Below are 688 nucleotides of genomic sequence, written 5' to 3'. Positions count from 1 at the left end.
CGGTTGGTTTCCCGGTCGCGGGGCGGCGTGATCCGGCTTTGGATGAGTTGGTGGGTTTTTTCGTCAACACGTTGGTGTTGCGGGTTGATCTGGGTGCCGATCTGACTGTGGGTGAGTTGTTGGCCCAGGTTCAGCAGCGCAGTTTGGCCGCTTATGAACATCAAGACGTGCCGTTTGAGGTGTTGGTGGAGCGGCTCAATCCGGCTCGGAGTTTGGCTCATCACCCGTTGGTGCAGGTGTTGTTGGCGTGGCAGAACTTCGCCGGGCGCGACGGTGCCGCCGACGGGTTGGTGTTGGGTGATGTGCAGGTCGAGTCGTTGCCGCTGGACACCCACACCGCGCGAATGGATTTGACGTTTACCCTTGCCGAGCGCTGGAGCGCTGCCGGTGAACCGGCCGGGATCGGCGGGTCGGTGGAGTTTCGCACCGATGTGTTCGATGCGGTGAGCGTCGAGACGTTGATTGAGCGGTTGCGGCGGGTGTTGGATGCGATGACCGCCGATCCGGTACGGCGGCTTTCGTCGATTGATGTGGTCGATGAGGCCGAGTGTGTGCGTCTGGATGAGTGGGGACACCGGGCGGTGTTGGCCGCCCCGTCGACCGCACCGGCTTCGATTCCGGAGTTGTTCGCTGCTCAGGTGGCCAACGCCTCGGAGGCGGTGGCGCTGCGTTGTGAAGACCGCTCGGT

General features: G+C 63.1%; 1 protein-coding gene. It reads left to right on the top strand.

Annotation, left to right across the window (positions count from 1 at the left end; genetic code table 11):
• Positions 1-688: condensation domain-containing protein (locus A5752_RS21225; RefSeq protein ID WP_231983480.1), on the top strand; the 688-nt coding region annotated here is incomplete at both ends.

The sequence above is a fragment of the Mycobacterium sp. 852002-51961_SCH5331710 genome, from assembly GCF_001665535.1.
GTDB lineage: Bacteria > Actinomycetota > Actinomycetes > Mycobacteriales > Mycobacteriaceae > Mycobacterium.
Note: the sequence above shows the minus strand (reverse complement) of the source record. Positions and strands in the feature narration are given on the sequence as shown.